Source organism: Gemmobacter nectariphilus DSM 15620, from assembly GCF_000429765.1.
Classification (GTDB): Bacteria; Pseudomonadota; Alphaproteobacteria; order Rhodobacterales; family Rhodobacteraceae; genus Wagnerdoeblera; species Wagnerdoeblera nectariphila.
Genome location: NZ_KE386949.1, coordinates 361766 through 385629, shown reverse-complemented (window position 1 = coordinate 385629; position 23864 = coordinate 361766). Strand labels below are relative to the sequence as shown.

Sequence of the window (23864 nt, the reverse complement as noted above, 5' to 3'; positions counted from 1 at the left end):
TCGGTCGGTTCCGTGGGTTCGGTCGGCTCCGTGGGCTCGGTCGGTTCCGTGGGCTCGGTCGGCTCCGTCGGTTCCGTGGGTTCGGTCGGCTCCGTGGGCGTGGTGGGGTCCGTCCCGGCCGTCCCGCCCGAGCTGGAGGCGGCCAGCAGGGTCGCGCCGCCCAGCATGGCGGCGGCTGCGGTGCCGGCGCTGCCGCCGATCCCGCCCAGAAGCGCGGGGGCAAAGGGCCCCATTCCCGCGATGTCATCGTCGGCCGGGGCGATATCGCCATCGTTCAGGAAGGTGAGGGCGTCGTTCGGGCTCCATTTGCCCCAGGCTTCGGTGCGACCATAGCCGGGGGCCAGCGTATGTTCGGGCCCTTCGGTCAGCGTCACCATGGTGATGTCGCCATCGGTGGACAGGAACAGCCGGCTCGGCGGTTCGGACCCGTTGAAATAGCCCTTGACGGTCACGACACGACCATCGGCCAGGGTGATGTTCAGGTTGCTGCCATCGCGCACATAGCCAAGCACATCTGCGGGCTTGAGGTTCAGCGACACATCGCCGCCGCTGGTCAGGTCAATTCCTGCCGCCTTGTCCTCGCTCGAAACGGTACCATTCCTGATTGCGCCCGCACGCGAGCGCAGGACGAAATCAATCGCCTTCGCCATAATAACTACTCCGCCTCAGGGTGCAGCATATGCGCTGCTTTTTCTGTTATTGCCTTGAAGATAGCCAAGGATTGCCACATTCGCCAGAAGGATTTTCCGGCGCTGGCATCATGTTGCGGATTTTTCGGCAGAGCAGCGAATCACAGCCTGTTTCGTGTCGCCCGTGCCACATTATGTGCTTTCAGCCATTCAAATTGTGCCGATCTGGGCGCCGCTGGCCATGCTGCGATGCGGCCTGTTCCGATGCTGGCCCGTAGGACGCGCCGGGCCGATCATGGAAATGTGGCGATTTGCGGGCAATGCCGTGGCGTCAGGACGCGCCGCGCGGTTTGGGCAGCTGGCCGCGGTTATAGGGCTTCCAGTCGGCAATGTCGGGGTAGAATTGCCGGCGCCAGGCGCGCACGCGCGGGTTCATCACCCGCCGCCACACCGGCGGGATCATCGCCAGCGTGGTCATTGCCGGATAGCCATAGGGCAGCTGCGGGGCCTCGTCGGCCGTATAGGTCTGTAGCAGGGGGAAACGGCGGTCGGGCTTGTAATGGTGATCCGAGTGGCGCTGAAGGTTGATCAGGAACCAGTTGGAAACCTTGTGCGCCGCGTTCCAGCTGTGGCGGGGCAGGACGTGTTCGTATTTCCCCTCGCCCAGATGGCGGCGGGTCAGGCCGTAATGTTCGATGTAGTTGGTCAGCTCGAGCTGCCAGATCGCGCTGAAGGCCTGCACCACGAACAGCCCCAGCCCGGCCCAGCCGCCGATCGCCAGCGCCAGCCCCAGCATCAGCCCCTGAAGCGCGGCATATTTCCAGAACGGGTTGGACAGGTGCCACGGCCCCCGCCCCTTGCGCGCCAGCATCTGCGCCTCGGCCCGCCAGGCCGAGGGCGGGCAGGTCAGCAGCACGCGCAGAAAGAAGCGGTGGAACCCTTCGTTGTAGCGGGCCGACACCGGATCGCGCGGGGTCGCCACATAGCGGTGATGCACCAGCAGATGTTCGGACCGGAAATGCGAATAGAGCACCATCGCCAGCAACAGATCGCCCAGCCAGCGTTCGACGCGGTTCCTCTGGTGCAGCAGCTCGTGCGAATAGACGATGCCGACGGTGCCCGAAATGACCCCAAGGCCAAAGAACAGGCCGATCTTTTCCAGCGTGCCATCCATGCCGCCATGGGTGGCCCACCAAAGGCAGGCATAGACCACGATGAACTGGATGGGGAACCAGATCATGGTGATCAGCCGATACCAGACCAGATCGCGCTCGGACACTTGCGGGTCGGGGTTGGTCTCGTCCAGCCCGCCCGCGATGTCCAGCACCGTGACCATGCCCCAGCCGAACAGCGGCAACAGCAGCACGGCCCAGCTGCCGACCGTGGCCGCGATCCAGGCCACCGGCAGCAGCAGAAGCGAGATCCAGAACGGCAGGGCATTGCGCAGCTGGCGGATGTCTTCGGCACCACGGGTTGGTGGGGCGGGCATGGGTGGTCCTTTCGCAATCCGATGCGGCGCGGTCTGGCTGGTGGCCGGTCTGGCGCGATCATAGCAGCGGAACGCGGCCGGACCATGGCACAGGCGGCCGCAGATCAGTCGAAATGCGGGGCCGCAGCCTCCCATACCTTGCGCATGACGGTTGGCAGGGCCGAAGGGGCGAAGTCAGGCAGGAAACCTCCCTGCGCCGCCTCGGCATCTGTCGGCACATGTGCCACCTGAACCGTCAGGATCAGGTGGAAATGGGTGAAGGTGTGCCGCACCTCGGTGTTCAGCGTGGTCCAGGTCGCATCCATCGGTGGGGTGTGCGCGGGCGCATCGGTCCAGTCGCTGCCTGGCCAGCCCAGCGTTCCGCCCAAAAGGCCGCGATCGGGGCGGCGTTCCAGCAGCATGGCGCCATCGGCGCGGCGGGCGACATAGGCAATGCCGCGCCGGGTGGGCTTGGCGGCCTTGGCGGCCTTGCGGGGCAGATCGGCGGCAATGCCGGCGCGGCGCCCCTGGCAATGGGCGATCACCGGGCAGATGCCGCAGGCCGGTTTGCGCGGGGTGCAGATCGTGGCGCCCAGATCCATCATGGCCTGCGCAAAATCGCCGGGGCGCTGGTCGGGCGTGACGGTGGCAGCCAGCGCGGCAAGGCGGGGTTTCGACTTGGGCAGCGGGTCTTCGACGGCAAAGACACGGCTGATCACGCGTTCCACATTGCCATCCACGACCACGGCGGGGCGATCAAAGGCGATGGCGGCGACAGCGGCGGCAGTATAGGGGCCAATGCCGGGCAGGGCGCGCAGGCCAGATTCGGTCTGGGGAAAGCCGCCCTGTGCGGCGACGGCGCGGGCACAGGCCAGCAGGTTGCGGGCGCGGGCGTAATAGCCAAGGCCCGCCCATTCGGCCATCACATCGGCATCCGGCGCCGCGGCAAGCGCCTGAACCGTCGGCCACAGGTCCGTGAAACGGGCGAAATAGGCCTTCACGGCCGCCACGGTCGTCTGTTGCAGCATCACCTCGGACAGCCAGACGCGGTAGGGATCGGGCTGCACCCCCGCCGCCCGGTCCTGCGGCGCGATGCGCCATGGCAGCACGCGGGCATGGCGGTCATACCAGCTCAGCAGGTCATTGGCGAAACTGTCACGCATAATTCAAGTGCCCTTTCGCGCTGCGGTGTGGCACAAGCCGCAGGCGCGGCTACAATAGCTGCTGAAACCGCAAGGAAAACCCCGCCCATGGCGCGCAAGCCGCAATCCCCCGATACCCCTCCCTCGCGCCGGATGCGCGGGTTCGAGGCGGCTGGCGGGTTGATGGCCCGGCGCATCCAGAAGGCCGGCGAGTCGCGCGGCTTTGCGGTGACGCGCCTGCTGACCCACTGGCCCGAGGTGGCGGGGGCCGATCTGGCCGCGATCACCCGCCCGGTCAAGGTGGGCTACACACGCGAGGGCATGGGGGCGACGCTGACGCTGCTGGTCTCGCCCGCCCATGCGCCGATGGTCGAGATGCGCAAGGAACGCCTGCGCGAGCGGGTGAACGCCGTTTATGGCTATAACGCGATCGCGCGCATCCATATCACCCAGACCGCCGCCACCGGATTTGCCGAAGGTCAGGCGGATTTTACCCCGGCGCCGCGGGCCGATGCGGGGCGCGATCTGCCCCGTCCGGGCCCCGAGGCGCAGGCGGTCGCGCGCGATGTGGCCGACGATGGCCTGCGCCGCGCCCTTGAACAACTGGCGCAGAATGTCCTAACCCGAAAGCGCACCTGAGAGAGGAATGTCGATGAACCGCAGAACGCTGCTTGGCGCCGTGGCGCTGTCCGCCTTTGCCGCCGGGATGCCGGGCCTGATCCGCCCCGCGCTGGCCGAGACGGACCCCGCCAAGCCCGAAGTGCCCGACATGGTCATCGGCAACCCGGATGCCAAGGTGACGGTGGTGGAATATGCCTCGTATACCTGCCCGCATTGCGCGAACTTCCACGCGCGCGTGTTCAAGGATCTCAAGGCGAACTATATCGACACCGGCAAGATCAAGTTCGTCTACCGCGAGGTGTATTTCGACCGCTATGGCCTGTGGGCCGCGATGGTCGCGCGCTGCGGCGGCGACATGCGCTATTTCGGCATTCAGGACATGCTCTATGCCGAACAGAAGGACTGGTCGGGCGCAGGCGGTGCGGTCGATGTGGTGAATGCGCTGCGCAAGATCGGGCTCAAGGCCGGGCTGACCAACGAGGCTCTGGACGCCTGCCTGCAGGACGGTGCCATGGCCGAGGCGATGGTCGCCAAGTTCCAGGCCGACAGCGCGGCCGACGGGATCGATTCCACACCGTCCTTCGTGATCAACGGCAAGAAGCACAGCAACATGGGCTATGCCGATTTCGCCAAGGTGCTGGACGATCTGCTGGCCGGCTAGGGGCGTCGGCAGCGGGGGTTTTCCGCCCCCGCGCCGGTTGGTTCTCGAACCAATGGCGCACCAACCGGCGCCCCGGAGGATATTTGAACAAGGCGAAAAGGCCGCCGGAGTGTGTTCCGGCGGCCTTTTCCATATCTGCCGTGGCGGATGCCAGGGGCGTGTGTCGGGGCCGCGCCTAGCCTTCGATCCGCGACAGGTCGGCCACCTGACCGCAGATGCCGCGGATGCGGCTGAGCAGGTTCAGCCGGTTGCGGCGCACGATCTGGTTGTCGCTGTTGACCTGAACCGCGGTGAAGAAGGCATCGACCGGGGCGCGCAGGGCGGCCATGGCGGCCATGGCGGCGGCGAAATCCTCGGCCTGCATGGCGGGGGCGATCTTTGCCTCGGCCGCGTCAAGGGCGGCGAACAGCGCGAGTTCCTCGGGGCCTTCGGCGAATTTCTCCTCGGCGCCGTAGGAATATTCCACGCCGTCCTTGGCCTCGGCCTGGGTCAGGATGTTGTTCGCCCGCTTGAAGCCTTGGATCAGGTTCGCGCCATCTTCGGTCGCCAGCATCGCGGACAGCGCGCGGGCGCGCTTGACCAGCAGCGTCAGGTCATCATTGCCCGGCATGGCCAGGCAGGCGTCGATGATGTCGTGCCGGATGCCTTTGTCGCGCAGGAAGACCTTGAGCCGGTCATGGATGAAGGACAAAAGGTCCGCCGCCGTCGCCTCGGGCGAATTGGACACGGCGACGACCGGCGTTTCCAGCGCGGCATTGACCCCGGCGATGGCATCCAGATTGCCCCGCAGCCCGGCGCGCAGGGCGGCCATCAGCGACAGGCGCGCATCATTGGCCAGCACCAGCCGGATCACCCCCAGCGCGGCGCGGCGCAGCGCAAAGGGATCCTTGGACCCCGTCGGCTTTTCGTCGATGGCCCAGAAGCCGGCCAGCGTATCCAGCTTGTCGGCCAGCGCCACGGCGACCGAGACCGGCGCGGTCGGCACGTCATCCGACGGGCCAAGGGGCGAATAGTGGTCGCGCGCCGCATCGGCGACGGCCGGATCCTCGCCCGATTCCAGCGCGTAATAGCGGCCCATGGTGCCTTGCAGTTCGGGGAATTCCCCCACCATGGCCGAGCGCAGATCCAGCTTGGCGATGCGGGCGGCGCGTTCGGCCAGCACCTCGTCGGCGCCGATCACCGGGGCGAGGTCACGGGCCAGTGCCGCGATCCGCTCGATCCGGTCGGCCTGAGACCCGAGCTTGTTATGGAAGGTCACCGACCGCAAACCTTCGGCCCATTTCGCCATCCCCGCCTTGGCCTCGCGCAGGTCGTTGTCCCAGAAGAAGCGGGCATCCGACAGGCGGGCGGCCAGCACCTTGCCGTTGCCGGCAAGGATGGTCGCGCCATGATCGGCGGTTTCGGTATTGGCGACGGTCAGGAACTTCTCGATCCGGCCGGTTTTCGGGTTTTTCACCGAAAAGAACTTCTGATGCTCGCGCATCGAGGTTTGCAGAACCTCGGCCGGCAGGTGCAGGAACTGATCGGCAATCTGCCCCATCAGCGGCACCGGCCATTCGACCAGGCCCGAGACCTCGGCCAGCAGGCCTGCATCCTCGACCACCTCCAGCCCCTGGGCAAAGGCGGTCTGGGTCGCGTGGTTCCAGATGTGATCGGCGCGTTCGGCGGCGTCCAGCATCACCTTGGAGGCGCGCAGCTTGGCGGCATAATCGTCGAAGGACGACACGGTGAAGCGGCCCGGCGCAAGGAAGCGGTGCCCGGCGGTCGTATTGCCCGACTTGATCCCGTCGATGTCCAGGCCGACGACTTCGGTGCCCGCCTCATCGCCCAGGATGCACAGGATGGAATGCAGCGGACGCACCCAGCGCAGATTGCCCGAACCCCAGCGCATCGACTTGGGCCAGGGGAAGGTGCGGATGGTCTTTTCCAGCACCTCGGCCACGATGGCGGCGGCCTTGCGGCCCGGCTTTTCGACAATGGCGAACCAGACCTGCGCCTTCTTGTCGTCGCGGATCTCCAGCTGGTCTTTCGACAGGCCGGTCGAGCGCAGGAAGCCGGCCAGCGCCGCCTCGGGGGCGTCGGTGCGCGGGCCCTTGCGTTCTTCGCGCAGGGTGGGAGATTCGGCGCTGAGGCCCTGAACGGTCAGCGTCAGGCGGCGGGGCGTCGAAAAGGCGCCCGCGCTGGCATAGGTCAGCCCGGCCTCGACCAGACCGTCGGTCACCAGCTTTTTCAGATCCTGGCGCGCGCGGGCCTGCATCCGGGCCGGGATCTCTTCAGAGAAAAGCTCGATCAGAAGGTCCGGCATGGATCAATCCTCCAGTGTGCCGTTGAGCTGCTGCCAGGCATAGGCCCGGCCGTCAGGGAAAACCGCGATGATGCGGTCCACCCCACGATGGATTTCGCGTTCCGACAGATAGGCCATCGCCTCGCCCCGCTTGATCGCGGTGCCGATCAGTTCGGCATCGAAGCAATCGAACCAGCCGGGCGCCGTCAGCGGGTCGGGGTTCGTGGCAGGCACGGCATGGGTGATTTCCGTCATCTCGGCCAGCTGCGCGCAGGCGCGGAACCGCAAGGGCGAGGAACTGGCGTCGATCCCTTCGAACTCGGCCAGCGACAGCGGCTGAACGCCGGTCTCGGTGGTCACGCGCAGAACCGTGGTTTCCGGCAGCCGATTATAATAGGCATAGACTTGCAGCCAATACATCAGCACGCCTGCAAGGACGGCCGAAACGACGATGACAATCGCGGCGGTGCGTCCGGTCACAGGACGGCCCCGGCAGCTTCGGTGCCGACAAAGGCATCGGCGCATTTCTTGGCCAGCGCGCGGACGCGGCCGATATAGGCCTGGCGTTCCGTCACCGAGATGACCCCGCGCGCATCCAGCAGGTTGAACAGGTGGCTGGCCTTGATGCACTGGTCATAGGCCGGATGGACCATCACATTCGCGCGGCCGTGGAATTTCGGGTCCACCGGCTCGAACGCCAGCAGGCGTTCGCACTCTGCCTCGGCATCCTCGAAATGGCGCAGCAGCATGTCGGTGGTGGCGCCATCAAAGTTGTGGCGGCTGTATTCCTGTTCGGTCTGACGGAAGATGTCGCCATAGCTGAGCGGAATGGGCGATTGCGGGTCGTTGAACGGCATGTCCATGACATGGTTCACCCCCAGCACATACATCGCCAGACGTTCGAGCCCATAGGTCAGCTCGCCCGAGACGGGCTTGCAGTCATGCCCGCCGACTTGCTGGAAATAGGTGAACTGGCTGACTTCCATCCCGTCGCACCAGACCTCCCAGCCAAGGCCCCAGGCGCCCAGCGTGGGGCTTTCCCAGTCGTCCTCGACAAAGCGGATGTCGTGCAGCGCGGGATCCAGCCCGATCGCCCGCAGCGATCCCAGGTACAGCTCCTGCAGATCGGGGGGCGAGGGTTTGATGATCACCTGAAATTGATAATAGTGCTGCAGCCGGTTCGGGTTCTCGCCATAGCGCCCGTCGGTCGGGCGGCGGCTGGGCTGCACATAGGCGGCCGCCCAGGCACGCGACCCCAGCGCGCGCAAGGTGGTGGCCGGATGGAAGGTGCCTGCGCCCACTTCCATGTCATAGGGTTGCAGCACCGCGCAGCCGCGCGCGGCCCAGTAATTCTGCAAGCGCAGGATCACTTCCTGGAAACTGCGGGGTTTCGCGGGGCTTTCAGCCATGGCAGACCTCTTGAAAAGCCATTGTCTCATAGGCAAGAGGCAAGGAAGGGTCAATCGCCGCATCTGCGAGAATGGCCCCAAGGGCGCCTTGGGCGCCGCCGGCAAGCAGGACGGAAGGGCTTATGAAAAGAATTTCGGGAACGGTCGTGGCGGTGATTTTTGCCGCATTGGCAGCAATCTGGCTTGGTGCAGGGCGCGCTCAGGCGCAGGTCTGGATCCAGATCGAGGCGAAGAATGCGCAATCCGCCGCCGAAGATCGCGCGCGCGATTGGGCGCTGGGGCTGGCCGATGTCAGCGGCCATGCGCTGGCGTCGGGCTGGTTCGCCATTGCGCTTGGCCCCTATGCGCCCGAGGAGGCAGCCGCCCGGCTGTCCGATCTGCGGGCCACGGGGCGCATTCCGCGCGACAGTTTCATCGCCGATGGCCGGCTGTATCGCGGGCAGTTCTGGCCGCCCGAGGGGGCGGCTGCCCGGGCCGAGCCGGCTGCGCCCACGGTGGCCGCGCCGGCAGACCCCGCGCCGGCACCGGCAGAAACGCTCGCCGATGCCCGCCGGGCCGAGGCGGCGCTGAGCCGCGAGGAACGCATGGACATCCAGCGCGCCCTGCAATGGAACGGCGTCTATTCCGCGGCCATCGACGGGGCCTTCGGCGCCGGAACACGCGGTGCGATCGCGGCCTGGCAAGCCGGCCGGGGGGCCGAGGGCACGGGGGTTCTGCTGTCCGGCGAATACCGCGCGCTGATCGACGGCTGGCAGGCCGATCTGGCCAGGATCGGGCTTGAAACCCTGCGCGACGACGAGGCCGGGATCGAGATCGCCATGCCGCTCGGCCTGGTGGCCTTTGACCGCTACACCCCGCCCTTTGCGCAGTATGCGGCCAAGGATGACAGCGGCGTCCAGGTCTGGCTGATCAGCCAGCCGGGCGATCAGGCGGCATTGTATGGGCTTTACGATCTGATCCAGTCGCTGGCCCTGATGCCCCCCGAAGGGCCGCGCAACCGCCATCCGCGCGGCTTCGAGATTTCGGGCCGCAATGCCGATGTCGAAGCCTGGGCCCAGGCCGATCTGGATCGCGGCACGATCCGCGGCTTTCTGATCACGGCCCGCACGGCGGATGCCGCGCGCACGACCCGCGTGCTTCAGGCGATGAAGGCCAGCTTCCGCCCGTTCGGTGATCGCGTGCTCGATCCTGGTCTTGTTCCGCTGGATGATGCGACCAAGGCAGGGCTGCTCAGCGGGGTCGAGGTGCGCAAGCCCGAACGCACCGCGTCGGGCTTTTATGCCGATGATGCGGGCCATGTGCTGACAGCGGCGGCCAATGTCGCAAGCTGCGGGCGGATCACGCTGGATGCCGGGACCGAGGCAACCATCGTCGCGACCGATGCGGCCAGCGGGGCGGCCCTGCTGCGCCCGGCGGCCGCTCTGGCCCCTGCGGGCCACGCCCGGCTTGCCGGCGCGCTGCCCGCGCTAGGCACGGATGTTGCGGTGGCCGGCTATTCCTATGGCGGCGATCTGCCCTTGCCCACCATGACCTTCGGCCGGTTCGAATCCGCGACCGCCCTTGATGGCAGCGAGTCGCGCGCCCGGCTGGATCTGCCCGCGCTGGCGGGCGATGTCGGTGGCCCAGTCCTGTCGGCTGACGGCCTTGTGATCGGCATCTTGCAACCGGCTCAGGCCGATCCGGCCAGGGTGCTGCCCGAGGGCGTGTTCTACCTGACCCCCGCGCCCGCCCTTGCCGCGCTGCTGACCGCCGAGGGCCTGATGGCCGACGCCGCCAGCCCCGCCCCTGGCATCATGGCACCCGAGGATCTGACCGCGATCGGAACCGCGATGGCCGTCCAGGTCTCGTGCTGGAAATGACCCACGGCGCCGGCCTGCCCCGAACGGGCCGGCGCCTCTCGCCTTGCATGCAAGGCGCCGCCCCCCTTTCGCCTTGAAGAAAATATCCCCGCCGGAGGCTCCGCATCCTCCGCCCCGCGCAGATGCCGGTGCCGGAGTGCCGTTGCGTCCGCGGCTGTTTCATCCTATTTCGGATCAAGCCATGCCGTCAGGGGGACTTCCCGTGCGCGATCTCAAGCTGCCCGACCAGCGCCACCCGGAAAAGGCGCACCGCCCGGACAACGCCCAGCCCAAGAAACCTTCGTGGATCCGCGTCAAGGCGCCCACCTCCGAAGGCTACAAGGCCACGCGCGATCTGCTCAAGGCCAACCGCCTTGTCACCGTCTGCGAGGAAGCGGGCTGTCCCAACGTCGGCGAATGCTGGAGCCAGGGCCACGCCACCATGATGATCATGGGCGAGATCTGCACCCGTGGCTGCACCTTCTGCAACGTCGCCACCGGCAAGCCGCAGGATCTGGATGCGTTCGAACCCGGCCGCGTTGCCCATGCCGTCCAGAAACTGGGGCTGAACCATGTGGTCATCACCTCGGTCGATCGCGACGATCTGGAAGATGGCGGGGCGGAACATTTCGCTCAGACCATCCGCGCGATCCGCCACCGCGCGCCGGACACCACCATCGAGATTCTGACGCCCGATTTCCTGCGCTGCCCGCCGTCTGCCCTTGAAACGGTGGTCGAGGCACGGCCCGATGTGTTCAACCACAATCTGGAAACCGTGCCTGGTCTTTACCACGAGGTGCGGCCCGGCGCACGGTATTTCCATTCGCTGCGGCTGTTGCAGCGGGTCAAGGAACTTGACCCTGGCATGTTCACCAAATCCGGCATCATGGTCGGCCTGGGAGAGGATCGGCAGGCCGTCTTGCAGGTGATGGACGACATGCGCAGCGCAGATGTCGATTTCCTGACCATCGGGCAATATCTGCAGCCGACCCCCAAGCACCATGCCGTGGCGCGCTTTGTCACGCCCGAGGAATTCGAGGCCTACGAGAAGAGCGCCCGCAACAAGGGCTTCCTGATGGTCTCGGCCACCCCGCTCACGCGGTCGAGCTATCATGCCGGCGACGATTTCGCCCGCATGCGCGCGGCGCGCGAGGCCAAGCTGGGCCGCGCCTGACGTCCCGGCCGCACCACATTCAGGGGGCGGAGCCTGGCCCCTGCCGTGGTTGGGTATTTGGAAAAAGGCAAAATACAGTCGTGCGCGCGGGCTGCCGTGCGCAGGCGGGCCGGCGGGCGTCTTCCGGACTTCGGCCAGGTCCTGCGGCGCGGCGGCGCCTTCCGCGTTTGGACCTGCCCTGACGCGGCCCGGAGGGCGCCGGCTGTTGCTTTGCCGATCCGAGGGGCCAACGGGCCGCGTTTGAGGGAAGCCGGATCGGAGGTGGCCGCGGTGCGGGCCGCGCAAGCACCGAGCGTGCCGGCGCCCGTTGCGCGATGGGTCAGGCAGCCCGGCGCGTGCCGCGGCGATCTGGTGCCCTCAGGGCTGCGGCGCGCGGCGCCAGAAGCGCACCAGCAGCGCGGCGGCGGTCAGTGACAGGCCGATCACCAGGCCGGTCCACAGCCCGACACCGCCCATGTCGACCTTGAAGGCCAGCAGATAGGCCGCGGGCATCCCGATCCCCCAATAGCAGACGATGGCGATGACCATGGGCACCCGCGTGTCGCGGATACCGCGCAGCAGCCCCAGCGCCATGACCTGCGCTGCATCCGCCACCTGAAACAGTGCCGCCATGCCCAGCAGCACGCTGCCATAGGCGATGATCTGCGTCGCCCGCGGGTTTCCGGCATCGAGGAACAGGCGCACCAGCGGCTCGGGCATCAGCAGGAAGGCGGCGATGACAAAGACGCCCAGCCCCTGGCTGACCAGCAGCGCGACCCATGCCCCGGTGCGCAGGCCTTGCGCATCGCCTGCGCCCTCGGCCCTGCCTGCGCGCACCGTCGCCGCATTCGACAGGCCGACATGCACCATGAAGGTGGCCGCCGTGATCTGCAGGGCAATGCCGTGGGCCGCCAGTTCCACAGTGCCGATCCAGCCCATCATCAGCGCGACGGCGTGGAACAGCCCGCCCTCCATCAACGAGGTCAGGCCGATGGGCCAGCCCAGCCGCCAGACCTGTTTCAGCGCAGGATCATGGCGCCAGAAGTTCTGGAACAGACGAAAGCGGCGGAAATCGCGGTGCAAGGTGGCCCACAGCGCCAGCAGGAGCAGGCTGAACACCTGCACGATGACCGAGGCGATGGCCGCCCCGCGCACGCCCAGTTCCGGCGCACCAAGGTTGCCGAAGATCAGCAGCCAGTTGAGCCCCGCGTTCACCGCGACCCCGGCAATTGTCACCCAAAGGACGACCTGCGCCCGCTCCATCGCGGCGAGGAAGCTTTTCAGCACCATGACCAGCAACGCGGGGATCAGCCCCAGCCCGGCAATGCGCATGTAATCCTGCCCCAGCGCCGCGATCTCGGGGCGTTGGCCAAGCGCCAGCAGCAGGGGGCCCGACCACCAGAACACCGGCATCATGGCGATGCCATAGGCAATTGACAGCCACATCCCCATGCGGGTGTCCCGGCGCACCTGGGTTTCGTCGCGCCGGCCCATCGCGGCGGCGACCATCGGCATGACGGCATGGGCAAAGCCCGAGCCCAGCATGAACACCATGAAGAACGACGAGGTGGCCAGAACGCCGGCGGCCAGTTCCTCGACCCCATACCAGCCCAGCATGATGGTATCGGTCACCTGCAGCAGCAGTTGCGCGACGTGGCTACCGATCAGCGGCAGCGCCAGCACCATCAGGGCGCGGGCATGGGCTATGGGGGAAAGCGGGACTGTGGACATGGGAAACCGGGGCACGGCGGAATTGCACGAAAGCGCCATGTCTAGCGTTTGCCCGGAAATGCGGCAAGACGCGAATCCCGGCAACCGGCGATTGTGGCCTTTCAGACACCGCGGATCAGCATGGCCAGCGCGGCGCCGGCAATGACCAGCCCGGCCAGAATTCCGGTAACCGGCAGCGCGATCCGGGCCTTGTCCAGGCCCGGCAGGCTGGCGAAGGCCCCCTCGCGCGCCGTGACCGACAGGATGGCCACGCCCGAGGTGATCAGCGCCGTGCCCAGCCCCATGGCATAGGCCCCCGCGATGCCGGCCCAGATCAGCCCCAGTTGCCATGTCAGCACCAGCAGCATCAGCGCCCCGGTGCACGGACGAATGGCGATGCCGGCAATCAGGGCCAGCGCCTCGCGCCAGGTGGTGGTGGCCTCGATCTCGTCGAGGGTGGGGCCATGGCGGTGGCCGCATACGGCGCAGGTCTTGTGGCCGGCATGGTCGTGCGCCGGATGCCCGACCATCGGGTCGTGGTCGTGGTGCGCCGCGCCGCGCCGGGGCAGGGCGCGCAGGCTGCGCCAGACCAGCCACAGGCCGATGGCCAGGGTCAGCAGATGGCCCGTGACCATCATCCAGCCCTCGCCCGCCGCGCCGACGGCATCGCGGGTCAGGCCGAACAGGCCCAGCCCGCCATAGACCACCGCAATCGCCACGCTGGCCTGGGCAAGGCTGGAGATCAGCGCAATCAGCACCAGCCGCAGCAGTGGCACGCGGCGGCCAGCCCCGTAGCCGCCGATCAGCACCTTGCCATGGCCCGGCCCTGCCGCATGCAGCACACCATAGCCGAAGGACAGCGCCACCAGCCCCCAGATTGCCCCCGCATCGCCGCCGCGCAGGGCGCGCAAGCTGGTGGCCAGCGAATCGCGAAAGGCCCGCTGCGCCGCCAGCCCCTGCGCCACCAGCGCGTCAAAGCCGCCAAGCGCCCAGAGCGCGAGCAGCCCGGCCACCAGGGCCAGCGCGGCCAATCCCAGCCAGCGGGTCAGTCCTGCGGACATATGAGGCGCACCTCCTCGGCATAGGCGGCACCGACGGCGGGGAAGTCCGCCTCGGCATCGCCCGACAGTTCCTCGATCGCCGCGGTCAGGGCGGCATCGGCGGCGGCCACGTCGGGGCCATAGACCTCGGCGGTGCAATCGTTGCGGCCACGGATCAGCGGGGTCGTGGCGATGGTATAGGCGGTGTAATAGCCCGGGTCATAGACCTGAACCACCATCGGCGCCGCGCCGGGGGCTATGGGCGCGGCCAGCTGGCGCAGATGGGTGGTGATGATGCGCCCCTGGACCACCCGGGCGGTCCAGTCCTGCGGCGGGCCAAGGGGCAGCGGCACATCGCCGTGCAGCAGATAGGTATCGCCCGCGAAGCCCTCGGCCCAGTCCATGTCAAAGCCTGACAGGGTTGCCGCCTCGGCCTCGGTCAGCGTGCCGTCGCCGTCCGGGTCCAGCCCGCGATCCGACAGGATCATCAGCGAGGTCAGATCGTCATAGACCCAGACGATGCGCAGCGCGGTCAGGGCGCCGCCCGCATCGAACCGCAGCTCGATCCCCGCGTCGATGAATTCATGCGGATGGGCCTGCGCCGCGCCCGCCGACAGCGCAAGAACCGCCGCCCCGATCCGGCCCGCCCGCATCAGCATGGCCCGGGGCAGATCGACACCCGGATGGGACCGCGCCGATGGCTGGTCGCTGGAGGGGGTTCACACCCCTCCGCGCCAGTTGGTTCTTGAACCAATGGCGGACCAACCGGCGCTCCCCGTGGGGTGGTTCCGGCAAGGCGATGCAAGGCAGACCGGGCTTGCAAGGTCATCCGCTCCTCCGGTTGATTGAAGGTCGGCCCATCCTATTGCACCACTGGCGCAGAGGCCGGGGGTTCGTTCTTGGGCCGCTTGGGGGTAGGGCCGTCCGAGAAGCTGTTGAACACGAAGTCGGGCGAGCTTTTGTTGTGCTGCGAGGGGGCCAGGCGGCCGATCCAGATATCGGTTGCCCTGGCGCGGTCAAAGCCCATGACCGGCGCCTCGCGCCAGGCATTGGCGCCGGCCTCGCGCACGGCGACGCGGGCGGCATCGTTGTTGAACTCGGTGATATACATGGACCGCAGCATGGCAAAGGGCACGTCCTTGATCGGCGCATCAAAGGCCACGTCCAGCGCGATGCGGTTTTCATCGGCGTTCACCACGCTGACCGACGCCGAGCCGCCGCGGGTAAAGGCCAGATCGAACCGGCGCGCGGCCGGGTCAAAGGCGACTTCCTTGATGTTGACGATGGGGCGGCCCTCGACCTCGACCGGGCCGACCAGAAACGACGAGCCATAGGCCGTGTTGCGCATCGGACGCGGCGCCAGCGGGCGGGCGCGCCAGTAGCCATCTTGCGGGTAGAACACCAGCACCTCTTCGGATCCATCGGTGCGCAAGAGCCACAGCTGGATCAGATGCAGCCCCTCGTGGACCTGATCGCCGATGCGCACGGTGGCCGTGGCCGGGCGCCAGAAGCTGCCATAGCGCCAGCCGACCAGCCACATGTCGGGCTGTTCATAAAGGGTGAACCGGCCCGGCGGGGCCACCGGCGCATAGGCCGGATCGCCCGACATGTCGCAGGCGGTCCAGTCGGCTTCCCAGTTGTCGCGCATTCCGGGGGCCAGATAGACGGGGTGCGCGGCCTCGATGCGGAAGGCGCGGACCTGAGGCGAGGCGAAGGACAGCGCCACGTTGTCCTTTTCGGCGCAGAGCACCGGCTCGCTTTCGTTGATGACGTCCACGGCGACACCGTCAAGCGATGCGGCACCGGCCGGGATCGCCAGCAGGGCGAGCGGCAAAAGAAGGGTTGCAAGTCTGGACAGCGATGGCATGAAATGACCCCGGTTGAGCTGGCGCGGATACTGCGCGGGGCCGCATCGCCGCGCAAGAGGCGCTTGGGCGGACCTGCGGCCATGCGCAATCGGCTGCGCAAATGCCATTCGGTCTTGCGCGCGGGACGTCCATGGCTATAACGCCGGACAATTTGCGCCGAGGGGTCTGACATGCCGAAGAGAACCGATATCAAGTCCATCATGATCATCGGCGCGGGGCCCATCGTGATCGGGCAAGCCTGCGAGTTCGATTATTCCGGCGCCCAAGCCTGCAAGGCCCTGCGCGAGGAAGGCTACCGGGTCATCCTGGTCAACTCGAACCCTGCGACGATCATGACCGATCCGGGCTTGGCCGACGCCACCTATATCGAGCCGATCACCCCGGAAGTCGTCGCCAAGATCATCGAGATCGAACGCCCCGATGCCTTGCTGCCCACGATGGGCGGGCAGACCGGGCTGAACACCTCGCTGGCGTTGGCGGACATGGGGGTGCTGGACAAGTTCGGGGTGGAACTGATCGGTGCGAACCGCGAAGCCATTGAAATGGCCGAGGATCGCAAGCTGTTCCGCGAGGCGATGGACCGGATCGGCCTGGAAAACCCCAAGGCCACCATCGTGGCCGCGCCCAAGCTGGCGAACGGCAAATATGACATCGCGGCCGGTATCCGGCAGGCGATGGCCGATCTGGAACATATCGGCCTGCCGGCGATCATCCGCCCGGCCTTTACCCTGGGCGGCACCGGCGGCGGCGTCGCCTACAACCGCGACGACTATGAGGCCATCGTGCGTTCGGGGCTGGAAGCCTCGCCCGTGGCGCAGGTGCTGGTCGACGAATCGCTGCTGGGCTGGAAGGAATACGAGATGGAGGTGGTGCGCGACCGCGCCGACAACGCCATCATCGTCTGTTCCATCGAGAACGTGGACCCGATGGGCGTTCACACTGGCGATTCGATCACCGTGGCCCCGGCGCTGACGCTGACCGACAAGGAATACCAGATCATGCGCAACGGCTCGATTGCCGTGCTGCGCGAGATCGGGGTGGAAACCGGCGGGTCGAACGTTCAGTGGGCGATCAATCCCAAGGACGGCCGCATGGTCGTCATCGAGATGAACCCGCGGGTGTCGCGGTCTTCGGCGCTGGCGTCCAAGGCGACGGGCTTCCCGATTGCCAAGATCGCCGCGAAACTGGCCGTGGGCTATACGCTGGACGAGCTGGACAACGACATCACCAAGGTCACGCCCGCCAGCTTTGAACCGACCATCGACTATGTCGTGACCAAGATCCCGCGCTTTGCATTCGAGAAGTTCCCCGGATCTGAACCCTTCCTGACCACCGCCATGAAATCGGTGGGCGAGGCCATGGCGATCGGCCGCACCATCCACGAATCGCTGCAAAAGGCGCTGGCGAGCCTGGAAACCGGCCTGAGCGGCTTTGACGAGATCGCGATTCCCGGAGCGCCCGACAAGGCCGCCATTTCCAAGGCGCTGAGCCAGGCCACCCCGGACCGCCTGCGCGTGATCGCCCAGGCGATGCGCGAAGGGTTCTCGAACGACGAGATTCAGGCGATCACCGCCTTTGATCCGTGGTTCCTGGCCCGCATCCGCGAGATCGTCGAGACCGAGGCCGAAATCCGCCGCGATGGTCTGCCGCTGACCGAGGCCGGGCTGCGCAAGCTCAAGATGATGGGCTTCACCGATGCCCGCCTGGCCACGCTGACCGGGCGCGACGAGGATCAGGTCCGCCGCGCGCGGCGCAATCTGGGTGTCACCGCCGTCTTCAAGCGCATCGACACCTGCGGCGCCGAATTCGAAGCGCAGACGCCCTACATGTATTCCACCTACGAGGCCCCCGCGATGGGCGAGGTGGAATGCGAGGCGCGGCCGAGCGATCGCAAGAAAGTCGTGATCCTGGGGGGCGGCCCCAACCGGATCGGCCAGGGGATCGAATTCGACTATTGCTGCGTCCATGCCTGCTATGCGCTGACCGACGCGGGCTATGAGACGATCATGGTCAACTGCAACCCGGAAACGGTGTCGACCGACTATGACACCTCGGACCGGCTGTATTTCGAACCGCTGACGCTGGAACATGTGCTGGAAATCCTGCGGGTGGAACAGTCGAACGGCACGCTGCATGGCGTGATCGTGCAGTTCGGCGGCCAGACCCCGCTGAAGCTGGCCAATGCGCTGGAAGAAGAGGGGATCCCGATCCTGGGCACCACCCCCGACGCCATCGACCTGGCCGAGGACCGCGAGCGGTTCCAGAAACTGCTGAACGATCTGGGGCTGAAACAGCCGGTCAACGGCATTGCCCATTCCGATGCCGAGGCCTTCCAGATCGCGGAACGGGTCGGCTATCCGCTGGTGATCCGCCCGTCCTATGTTCTGGGCGGCCGCGCGATGGAAATCGTGCGCGATACCGAACAGCTGAAACGCTACATCACCACCGCCGTGCAGGTTTCGGGCAAGAACCCCGTGCTGCTGGACAGCTACCTGACCGGCGCCATCGAGGTGGATGTCGATGCGCTGTGCGATGGCGAGGCGGTGCATGTCGCCGGCATCATGGAACATATCGAGGAAGCTGGCGTTCACTCGGGCGACAGCGCCTGCTGTCTGCCGCCGCATTCGCTGTCGGCCGAGACGGTCGACGAGCTGAAGCGCCAGACCGTGCTGATGGCCAAGGCGCTGAACGTCGTCGGTCTGATGAACGTGCAGTTCGCCATCAAGGATGGCGTGATCTATGTGCTCGAGGTGAACCCGCGTGCGTCTCGCACCGTGCCCTTTGTCGCCAAGGCGACCGACAGCGCGATTGCCTCGATTGCCGCGCGGGTGATGGCGGGCGAAAAGCTGTCGGCCTTCCCGCAGCGCGCGCCCTATCCGGCCGGTGTCGGCCCGGATTCGCCGCTGCCGCTGGCCGATCCGCTGACGCTGGCCGATCCGAAAACCCCGTGGTTTTCGGTCAAGGAGGCGGTGCTGCCCTTTGCCCGCTTCCCCGGCGTCGATCCGCTGCTGGGGCCGGAAATGCGCTCGACCGGCGAGGTGATGGGCTGGGATCGCACCTTTGCGCTGGCCTTCCTCAAGGCGCAGATGGGCGCCGGGGTGCAGCTGCCGGAAACCGGCCGCGTGTTCATCTCGATCAAGGATGCCGACAAGACCGCCGCGCTGGCGGCGGCGGCCCGCGATCTGGTGGCACTGGGCTTCGAGATCACGGCAACCCGCGGCACGGCGAAATGGCTGGCCGCCGAAGGCGTGCAGGCCATTCCCGCCGGTAAGGTCTATGAGGGGCGCCCGAACGTCGTGGATGCGCTGAAGAACGGCGAGATCGCCGTGGTGATGAATACCACCGAGGGCGCCCAGTCGATCACCGACAGCCGCGACATCCGCCGCGTGGCGCTGATGGACAAGATCCCCTATTTCACCACCGCCGCCGCCGCCATCGCCGTGGTCGAGGCGATGAAGGCCCGCAGCGAAGGCTATGGCGTGCGCACCCTGCAAGGGTGATCGCCCCCTGGCATGGCGGGGGAAACCCCGCCTGCAGTCCCTGTGCCGATGGCAGGTGCAGAACCTGTCTCTATGGTAGGGCGGGTTTCAACCCGCCTTCCCCCGGGTGTGCATGCAAGGCGATGCCCGTGCTGGCACCTGACGCCATGTCTTGCCCGTCCATCCGCCGGGGCAGTGCTCTGGCCATCATTGGTGCCCCATGCCCGAGGTTCTCGGCTTTCTGACCGCCGATCAGTTCCTGACCTTCCTTCTGGGCGGACTGGTGGTGAATGTGGTGCCGGGCGCCGATGTGGTGCTGGCGACTGCCTGCGGCATTCAGGGCGGGCCAAGGGCGGGGGCTGCCTCGGGGTTCGGGGCAGGCTGTGGTGTCTTGTGGCATGTCACGCTGGCGGCGGCCGGGGTGGCAGCGCTGATCGCGGCGCATCCCGGCGCGCTGGAGGCCTTGCGCTGGACGGGGGCGGCCTATCTGGTCTGGCTGGCGGTCAAGGCGTGGACGGCAGGGCCCTCCGGCCCTGCGCAGGGTCAGTCCGGCCTGTGGCGCGCCTTTCGCAAAGGGGCGCTGACCAATATCCTGAACCCCAAGCCGGTGCTGTTCGTCATGGCGTTCCTGCCGCAGTTCGTCGTGCAAGGCGGCCCGCCGGTCTGGCAGCAGATCGTTACCCTGGGACTGGTCTTTGCCTTTACCGGCACGCTGGTCACCATGGGCTATGGCGTGGCGGCCGGTTACGCCGGTCAGGCCCTGTCGCGGCGGATGGGCGGGCTGAACCGCCTTGCCTCGGTGCTGTTCGCAGGCCTTGCCGTGCGCCTCGCACTTGACAGCTGAACGGCGTATGACGGGCCCATGAGCGAGACGCCCTTTACCTATGCCCCGCCGCCCGACCCGCCTCGGGTGCTGTATGCCGACGACTCGATCCTGATCGTCGACAAGCCGTCGGGCCTTTTGTCGGTGCCGGGCCGGGGCGAGGATCGCGCGGATTGCCTGATCAACCGGCTGCGCGCGGATTTTCCCGATGTGCTGCTCGTCCACCGGCTGGATCTGGATACCTCGGGGGTCATGGTCTTTGCCCGCACCCGCGCGGCGCAAGGCGCCCTTGGCAAGCAGTTCGAGGCGCGGACGGTGAAAAAGGTCTATATCGCGCGCCTTGATGGCGAGATGGCCGAAAAGCAGGGGCGGGTGGATCTGCCGCTGATCGTCGACTGGCCGAACCGGCCGCGCCAGCATGTGAACCATGAAACCGGCAAGCCCGCCGTCACCGACTGGCGCGCGGTCAAGGTCGGGCAGGGCGAAACCCGTGCCCGGCTGATGCCGCAGACGGGGCGCAGCCATCAGTTGCGCGTTCACATGGCGGAAATCGGCCACCCGATCCTTGGCGATCCGCTGTATGCGACGGGCGCGGCGCGCAACCATCCGCGGCTGATGCTGCATGCCGAATCGCTGCGGTTCCGCCACCCGGACACGGGTGTGACCATGACCTTTTCGGCGCCCTGTCCGTTCTGACAGGCGACCTGCGCGGAACCTGCCCGTTCACCTGTCTATAAATATCCCCTTTGGGGGCAACACCTGCCGCCTTGGGGTGACGCAGGCCCGTCCGGGCCGTGGGGCCTATCCCTTGGCGTGAAAGAAGTCGTGGATCGTCTGGGCCAGCGCCTCGGAGATGCCGTCTACCGCCATCAGATCGGGCACCCCCGCCCGTGACACCGCCTTGGCAGAGCCGAAATGCGCCAGCAACGCCCGTTTGCGCGCCGCGCCGACGCCCGGCACCTCGTCCAGCGGGGTTGCGGTCAACGCCTTGGCGCGCTTGGCCCGGTGGGCGCCGATGGCATGGCGGTGCGCCTCGTCGCGCAGGCGCTGGATGAAATACAGCACCGGGTGATTGCGCGGCAGCGCCATGACGGGCTTGCCAGGGCGGTGGAATTCCTCTTTGCCCGCGTCGCGGTCCACCCCCTTGGCCACGCCGATGAAGGGAATGTCCTCGACCCCCATCTGCTCCATCACCTCTTGCACCGCTGAAACCTGGCCCGCCCCGCCGTCGATCAGCAGAAGATCAGGCCATGCCGGCGACGTCCGGTCGGGATCGTCCTTCAACAGGCGCTCGAACCGGCGGGTCAGGACCTCTTTCATCATGGCAAAGTCATCGCCGGGTGTCAGGCCATCGCCCTTGATGTTGAACTTGCGGTATTCGCCCTTCATCAGCCCGTCCGGGCCGGCAACGATCATGCCACCGACGGCATGGGCGCCCATGATATGCGAGTTGTCATAGACCTCGACCCGCTTCGGCGGTGTCTCCAGCCCAAAGGCCTCGGCCAGACCGGCCAGCAGCCGGGTCTGCGCGGTGGTTTCCGCCAGGCGGCGGCCAAGGCTTTCGCGGGCATTGCGCGCCGCGTTCTCGACCAGCTCGGCCTTTTCGCCCCGTTGCGGCACGGTCAGTTCCACCTTGCGCCCTGCACGGTCAGACAGCAGCTCGGCCAGCAGATCGGGATCCTCGACCTGATGCGACAGCAAGATCAGCCGGGGCGGTTCCTTGTCGCTGTAGAACTGGGCCATGAATGCCTGAAGGATCTCGGCCTCTTCGGCGCCAGCGCCGGTGCGCGGGTAGAAATCGCTGTTGCCCCAGCTTTGATGCGCCCGGATGAAGAACACCTGAACGCAGGCCAGCCCGCCTTGCAGATGCACGGCGATCACATCCGCCTCGGTGACACCGCGCGGGTTGATGCCCTGGGCCGATTGCACGGCGGTCAGCGCCTTGATCCGGTCGCGCAGCGCCGCCGCCCGTTCGAACTCCATCGCGTCCGAGGCCGCCTGCATCTGCTCGGCCAACTCGGCCTGAACGTTGGTGGACTTGCCTTCCAGAAAGCGCTTGGCGTCCTGAACAAGGCCGGCATAATCGGATTGGCTGATCTCTCCGGTGCAAGGGGCAGAACAGCGGCGGATCTGGAACTGCAGACAGGGCCGCGACCGGCTTTCGAACATCGAATCCGAACAGTTCCGCAGCAGGAACACCTTTTGCAGCTGATTCAACGTGCGGTGGACCGCGGCCGCGCTGGCAAACGGCCCGAAGTAGCTGCCCGGCGCCGAGCGTCTGCCACGATGCTTGGTGATCTGGGGAAAGGGGTGATTGCCCGTGATCAGGATGTTCGGGAATGACTTGTCATCCCGCATCAGCACGTTGTAGCGCGGCTTGAGCTGCTTGATCAGGTTCTGTTCCAGCAGCAGCGCCTCAAGCTCGGTGCGCGTGGTCAGGAACATCATGCTGGTGGTTTCATGGATCATTCGGGCGATCCGCACCGAATGGCCCGAGGTCCGGGCATAGTTCGACACCCGCGCCCTGAGGTTGCGCGCCTTGCCGACATACAGCACTTCGTTTGCCGCATTCAGCATCCGGTAGACGCCGGGCGAGCTGTCCAGCCCCTTGACCAGCCGCGAGATCAGCGCGTGTCCGGTCTCCGAATGGCCGTTATCGGATGCGGGGAAATCGGCGGTGTCGTCCTGCATGGTGATTCCCGTTGGCTTGCGTTCGGGCTGCCCCTTCCAGCGCGCGGATTCAAGGGCAAAGCTGTCCACGGTTTCTGTGGATAACTCTGCGGAGAAGTTTTCCTGAGCGCCGTTTTTCCCTTGTTTTCAGCCTGCTTCGTTGAGTTGCCCAAAAAATGGGCAACAATATAAGGCATTGAATGCAAGAGATTTTTTTCTTGCTGGGCATCAAGCGGTTGATCCGCATGACAGAATCGTTACCAAAGGGTTACGCCAAGGCCAGAGGTGGACAAGTCAAGACCGGACGTCAGGTAAAGCCGGGTTCGCACACCGCTCAGTGGCCGCTCAGCGCCGCCATTCCGTTGGCGGCCGCGCCTCGTCCCCAAGCCGCAGCATCTGCCCGGTGACGGCATGGGCCGTCGTCAGCCAGTCCAGCACGGGCGCCATCTGCGCGCCCTGCGACGGCGCGCAGGCGATGGCGTTCAGGCGCAGCCCCGGCGCCAGCGACAGGCAGGCGCCGCGCATCCAGCCAAGCGCGGCTGCCTGGGCCGCGACCCGCGCGGGGCTGGCCGCGCCGGGCGTCAGGGCAGAGGGATCGAGGATCAGGATGACCTGCCCGCTGGCCCGCTGTTCGCCGCTGGAATCCAGGCTGGCGGGCGGCAGGGCTTCGGCCATTGCGCTGGCCAGCCGGGCAGGGGCCTGTGTAAGGTCGTCAAGCGCCCCGGCGCCGTCCGTGTCATCGGCCGGGGTGGCGATGACCAGCAACGATTCGCCCTCCGACAGCGCGGCAGTGGATGCCTGCGCGGCGCGGCGAACCTGCCAGCCTTGCGCCGACAGCGCCAAGGCTGCGGCCTCTGCCGCAGAGGTTGTGCCCGTAACCAGTGCCTGTCCCATCGTCATCCCTTTCCGGTGGCGCCGCATTCACAAGGGCCCTTGCCGATCCGGGGCCGGCCGCAGCGCGGGCAGTTGGCGCCCAGCCGGCGCGGCTTGCGCCGTCCGATCCGCAGGCCGCCAAAGATACCCAGCACCGCAAGTGCCACCAGCAGGAAAAGCGCGCCCTTGATCATCA

The 23864-nt window shown here is 66.9% G+C and carries 20 protein-coding genes; 7 read left to right on the top strand and 13 right to left on the bottom strand.

The window, feature by feature from the left end:
* The 3 genes from G481_RS26550 to mutY all read right to left on the bottom strand — a co-directional run.
* On the bottom strand, positions 1 to 650 hold a 650-nt coding region (locus G481_RS26550; protein WP_035026869.1), incomplete at its 3' end, for a BapA/Bap/LapF family prefix-like domain-containing protein.
* Between the two features lie 310 nt (positions 651 to 960).
* Positions 961 to 2118: an alkane 1-monooxygenase gene (locus tag G481_RS0120575; protein ID WP_051294677.1), complete on the bottom strand. Its 1158-nt coding sequence runs from the start codon at positions 2116 to 2118 to the stop codon at positions 961 to 963.
* A 104-nt stretch (positions 2119 to 2222) separates the two neighbouring features.
* Entirely contained in the window at positions 2223 to 3260 is a 1038-nt protein-coding gene (gene mutY, locus G481_RS0120570; protein WP_028031674.1) for an A/G-specific adenine glycosylase, read from the bottom strand.
* Between the two features lie 87 nt (positions 3261 to 3347).
* Between mutY and G481_RS0120565 the strand changes: the two genes are divergently transcribed.
* Both G481_RS0120565 and G481_RS0120560 read left to right on the top strand, forming a co-directional pair.
* The gene (locus G481_RS0120565; protein WP_028031673.1) at positions 3348 to 3878 is read left to right on the top strand and encodes a DUF721 domain-containing protein; all 531 of its coding nucleotides are present in this window, start codon (positions 3348 to 3350) and stop codon (positions 3876 to 3878) included.
* A gap of 13 nt (positions 3879 to 3891) precedes the next feature.
* Positions 3892 to 4521, top strand: a complete 630-nt coding sequence (locus G481_RS0120560) for a DsbA family protein (RefSeq protein WP_028031672.1) — start codon at positions 3892 to 3894, stop codon at positions 4519 to 4521.
* Positions 4522 to 4696: 175 nt separating this feature from the next.
* Here the strand turns inward: G481_RS0120560 and glyS are convergent, their stop codons facing one another.
* The 3 genes from glyS to G481_RS0120545 are packed head-to-tail and all read right to left on the bottom strand — an operon-like array spanning position 4697 to position 8214.
* Entirely contained in the window at positions 4697 to 6826 is a 2130-nt protein-coding gene (glyS, locus tag G481_RS0120555; RefSeq protein ID WP_028031671.1) for a glycine--tRNA ligase subunit beta, read from the bottom strand.
* A 3-nt stretch (positions 6827 to 6829) separates the two neighbouring features.
* Complete coding sequence (locus G481_RS0120550; protein ID WP_028031670.1) at positions 6830 to 7285, bottom strand: DUF6446 family protein; 456 nt, start codon at positions 7283 to 7285, stop codon at positions 6830 to 6832.
* Positions 7282 to 8214, bottom strand: coding sequence for a glycine--tRNA ligase subunit alpha (locus G481_RS0120545; RefSeq protein WP_028031669.1), 933 nt, complete (start codon positions 8212 to 8214; stop codon positions 7282 to 7284). Before G481_RS0120545 ends, G481_RS0120550 begins: the two co-directional genes overlap by 4 nt.
* 122 nt (positions 8215 to 8336) lie before the next feature.
* Here G481_RS0120545 and G481_RS0120540 point away from each other — a divergent pair, with 122 nt between their 5' ends.
* A complete protein-coding gene (locus tag G481_RS0120540; RefSeq protein ID WP_028031668.1) occupies positions 8337 to 10073 on the top strand; it encodes a serine protease in 1737 nt (578 codons plus the stop codon).
* 181 nt (positions 10074 to 10254) lie between these two features.
* Positions 10255 to 11226, top strand: a complete 972-nt coding sequence (gene lipA / locus G481_RS0120535) for a lipoyl synthase (protein WP_154664703.1) — start codon at positions 10255 to 10257, stop codon at positions 11224 to 11226.
* 357 nt (positions 11227 to 11583) lie between these two features.
* On the opposite strand, the gene G481_RS0120530 is transcribed toward lipA, so the two are convergent.
* The 4 genes from G481_RS0120530 to G481_RS0120515 form a co-directional block, all read right to left on the bottom strand.
* Entirely contained in the window at positions 11584 to 12936 is a 1353-nt protein-coding gene (locus G481_RS0120530) for an MATE family efflux transporter (RefSeq protein ID WP_028031666.1), read from the bottom strand.
* A gap of 101 nt (positions 12937 to 13037) precedes the next feature.
* Positions 13038 to 13976: a nickel/cobalt transporter gene (locus G481_RS0120525; protein ID WP_028031665.1), complete on the bottom strand. Its 939-nt coding sequence runs from the start codon at positions 13974 to 13976 to the stop codon at positions 13038 to 13040.
* The gene (locus G481_RS0120520) at positions 13961 to 14608 is read right to left on the bottom strand and encodes a DUF1007 family protein (protein ID WP_161630551.1); all 648 of its coding nucleotides are present in this window, start codon (positions 14606 to 14608) and stop codon (positions 13961 to 13963) included. Before G481_RS0120520 ends, G481_RS0120525 begins: the two co-directional genes overlap by 16 nt.
* A gap of 209 nt (positions 14609 to 14817) precedes the next feature.
* Positions 14818 to 15822, bottom strand: coding sequence for a hypothetical protein (locus G481_RS0120515; protein WP_028031663.1), 1005 nt, complete (start codon positions 15820 to 15822; stop codon positions 14818 to 14820).
* 171 nt (positions 15823 to 15993) lie between these two features.
* Between G481_RS0120515 and carB the strand changes: the two genes are divergently transcribed.
* From carB to G481_RS0120500, 3 genes are all read left to right on the top strand, one after another.
* On the top strand, positions 15994 to 19323 hold the full coding sequence (carB, locus tag G481_RS0120510; protein ID WP_028031662.1) for a carbamoyl-phosphate synthase large subunit: 3330 nt from the start codon (positions 15994 to 15996) through the stop codon (positions 19321 to 19323).
* Positions 19324 to 19522: 199 nt separating this feature from the next.
* A complete protein-coding gene (locus G481_RS0120505) occupies positions 19523 to 20146 on the top strand; it encodes a LysE family translocator (protein WP_035026863.1) in 624 nt (207 codons plus the stop codon).
* Positions 20147 to 20164: 18 nt separating this feature from the next.
* Complete coding sequence (locus tag G481_RS0120500; protein ID WP_028031660.1) at positions 20165 to 20821, top strand: RluA family pseudouridine synthase; 657 nt, start codon at positions 20165 to 20167, stop codon at positions 20819 to 20821.
* 105 nt (positions 20822 to 20926) lie between these two features.
* Here the strand turns inward: G481_RS0120500 and uvrC are convergent, their stop codons facing one another.
* From uvrC to G481_RS26430, 3 genes are all read right to left on the bottom strand, one after another.
* Positions 20927 to 22816 (bottom strand): excinuclease ABC subunit UvrC, encoded by a 1890-nt coding sequence (gene uvrC, locus G481_RS0120495; protein ID WP_028031659.1) that lies wholly within the window; start codon positions 22814 to 22816, stop codon positions 20927 to 20929.
* Between the two features lie 324 nt (positions 22817 to 23140).
* Positions 23141 to 23689, bottom strand: a complete 549-nt coding sequence (locus G481_RS0120490) for a Rossmann fold domain-containing protein (RefSeq protein WP_035026860.1) — start codon at positions 23687 to 23689, stop codon at positions 23141 to 23143.
* Between the two features lie 2 nt (positions 23690 to 23691).
* Positions 23692 to 23862 carry a hypothetical protein gene (locus G481_RS26430; RefSeq protein ID WP_169728725.1) on the bottom strand — a complete coding sequence of 57 codons (171 nt, stop codon included), beginning with the start codon at positions 23860 to 23862 and terminating at the stop codon, positions 23692 to 23694.
* Positions 23863 to 23864: the final 2 nt, after the last annotated feature.

Bases quoted from the DNA above. Each gene is read 5' to 3' on its own strand.
- G481_RS0120560 (WP_028031672.1), top strand. From the start codon at position 3,892: ATGAACCGCAGAACGCTGCTTGGCGCCGTGGCGCTGTCCGCCTTTGCC.
- G481_RS0120520 (WP_161630551.1), bottom strand. From the start codon at position 14,608: ATGCGGGCGGGCCGGATCGGGGCGGCGGTTCTTGCGCTGTCGGCGGGC.
- G481_RS0120575 (WP_051294677.1), bottom strand. From the start codon at position 2,118: ATGCCCGCCCCACCAACCCGTGGTGCCGAAGACATCCGCCAGCTGCGC.
- G481_RS0120545 (WP_028031669.1), bottom strand. From the start codon at position 8,214: ATGGCTGAAAGCCCCGCGAAACCCCGCAGTTTCCAGGAAGTGATCCTG.
- G481_RS0120490 (WP_035026860.1), bottom strand. From the start codon at position 23,689: ATGGGACAGGCACTGGTTACGGGCACAACCTCTGCGGCAGAGGCCGCA.
- G481_RS0120525 (WP_028031665.1), bottom strand. From the start codon at position 13,976: ATGTCCGCAGGACTGACCCGCTGGCTGGGATTGGCCGCGCTGGCCCTG.
- uvrC (WP_028031659.1), bottom strand. From the start codon at position 22,816: ATGCAGGACGACACCGCCGATTTCCCCGCATCCGATAACGGCCATTCG.
- G481_RS0120500 (WP_028031660.1), top strand. From the start codon at position 20,165: ATGAGCGAGACGCCCTTTACCTATGCCCCGCCGCCCGACCCGCCTCGG.
- G481_RS0120530 (WP_028031666.1), bottom strand. From the start codon at position 12,936: ATGTCCACAGTCCCGCTTTCCCCCATAGCCCATGCCCGCGCCCTGATG.
- glyS (WP_028031671.1), bottom strand. From the start codon at position 6,826: ATGCCGGACCTTCTGATCGAGCTTTTCTCTGAAGAGATCCCGGCCCGG.
- G481_RS26430 (WP_169728725.1), bottom strand. From the start codon at position 23,862: ATGATCAAGGGCGCGCTTTTCCTGCTGGTGGCACTTGCGGTGCTGGGT.
- carB (WP_028031662.1), top strand. From the start codon at position 15,994: ATGCCGAAGAGAACCGATATCAAGTCCATCATGATCATCGGCGCGGGG.
- G481_RS0120505 (WP_035026863.1), top strand. From the start codon at position 19,523: ATGCCCGAGGTTCTCGGCTTTCTGACCGCCGATCAGTTCCTGACCTTC.
- lipA (WP_154664703.1), top strand. From the start codon at position 10,255: ATGCCGTCAGGGGGACTTCCCGTGCGCGATCTCAAGCTGCCCGACCAG.
- G481_RS0120565 (WP_028031673.1), top strand. From the start codon at position 3,348: ATGGCGCGCAAGCCGCAATCCCCCGATACCCCTCCCTCGCGCCGGATG.
- mutY (WP_028031674.1), bottom strand. From the start codon at position 3,260: ATGCGTGACAGTTTCGCCAATGACCTGCTGAGCTGGTATGACCGCCAT.
- G481_RS0120540 (WP_028031668.1), top strand. From the start codon at position 8,337: ATGAAAAGAATTTCGGGAACGGTCGTGGCGGTGATTTTTGCCGCATTG.
- G481_RS0120515 (WP_028031663.1), bottom strand. From the start codon at position 15,822: ATGCCATCGCTGTCCAGACTTGCAACCCTTCTTTTGCCGCTCGCCCTG.